Origin of the sequence: Kitasatospora sp. NPDC047058 (assembly GCF_040643935.1) — a bacterium.
In the GTDB taxonomy this organism is placed as follows: domain Bacteria; phylum Actinomycetota; class Actinomycetes; order Streptomycetales; family Streptomycetaceae; genus Kitasatospora.
The window spans coordinates 1-1,369 of the sequence record NZ_JBEYVJ010000874.1 but is presented as its reverse complement, the minus strand read 5'-3'; the positions used below and the strand labels follow the sequence as shown (position 1 = coordinate 1,369).

The following is a 1,369-nucleotide window of genomic DNA, read 5'->3' as shown; positions in this document are numbered from 1 at the left end:
GGAAGGGTGCACTGGAGGCGATCGTCCGGGTCGGGCCGGCGGCCGAGAACGCAACGGCGGCGCTGACCTCGTTGGTCGAGCCCGGCGAGGCTGTGGCGCACACCGGGACGCAGACCGAGGCGAAGGGGCCGGGTGCCCGGCGCGTCCGGCGGGCAGCCGACTGGGGTCAGGCGAAGTACACCGGTTCGTGGGCCGAGTACCTCTGGCACCGGCTGGACGCGGTCGACTTCCTGAGCCAGGCCATGCTGCTGGCGGCCACGTTGCTGTTGTGCGCCTTCCCGTTCATGATCATCGTGACCGCCCTGCTCGGGCGGTCGGTGGTGTCGACGCTGGGGCTGCGTCTGGGGCTCAACCACGAGGCCTCCGACGACGTCGGCCGGTTGTTCGCCTCCGACGCGACCACGTCCGCAGCCATCACGGGCCTGTCGTGGGTTTTCTTCGTCCTGGGCGGGCTCGCTTCGGCCGCCGCCATCCAGCAGCTGTACCAGAAGGTGTTCCAGGTGGGTCCGCAGGGGCCGTGGGACAGGCTGCGCGCGCTGGGGTGGCTGGCCCTGGTCGTGGTCTGGGTCTACGTCGGCAGCACGGGCGGGAAGGTGCTCTACGCGGACGCGCCGGCCTTGGGGTGGATCGTCCACGTCCCCGTATTCATCGGATTCTGGTGGTTCACGATGTGGTTCCTGCTGGCCGGGCGGATCACCTGGCGCAGGCTGCTGCCCTGCGCCGTCGCCACCGGCGTGTTCTGGACCGGGATGCTCCTCGTCTTCCATGCCATCTACTCCGGCATGGTCGTCAGCTACTACGAGGAGTACGGGCCGATCGGCGTGGTGTTCGCCCTCATGTCGTTCCTGATCGCGATCGGTGTGGTGATCATCCTGGGCGCGGCCACGGGCATGATGTGGCACGACCGGGGCATGTCCTTCCGGGCCGCGCTCACCAAGATGCGGCGGAGGAAATGACCACCCCGCCGGCCCCACCCGGGGTGACCTCCCTGGCCGCGGTCCGTTCTTCCGCCGGAGCCTCATCGCCGCAGCGCTCCACCAGCCGCTGCTGGTTTCATCGGAGCGGTACGGGTAGGCGCGCGGACATGACGACCTCCACCAACGTCCGGCGGTGGGTGGACGCTCTGCTGCCCCTGTTGACCGACGACGACCCGCTCGGCGTCCATACCTCCGCCACCCGTCACCCGCCCCTGGACGAGGCACCGGCCGCCTACGAGCTGTTCCAGCAGAAGGCGGACGGCGCCGTCGAAGTCCTCTTCCGCCCCTGAGCCGGCCATGGCGGTCCCCGAGCGATCGGTCCGGCCCCGGCTGCGTACCGTGTCCCGACGGATCTGGCGGCGCGGCCGTGAGATCGAGCTGCTCTACCGGTC

The 1,369-nt window shown here is 70.1% G+C and carries 1 protein-coding gene and 1 pseudogene; both read left to right on the top strand.

The window, feature by feature from the left end; all coding sequences use genetic code 11:
* Nucleotides 1-956 (top strand): YhjD/YihY/BrkB family envelope integrity protein (locus tag ABZ885_RS41245; protein WP_360200361.1); only part of this gene is annotated, 956 nt, incomplete at its 5' end.
* 143 nt (nt 957-1,099) lie between these two features.
* Nucleotides 1,100-1,267, top strand: a pseudogene (locus tag ABZ885_RS41240) (glutathione-dependent formaldehyde dehydrogenase); the annotation flags it as partial.
* Nucleotides 1,268-1,369: the final 102 nt, after the last annotated feature.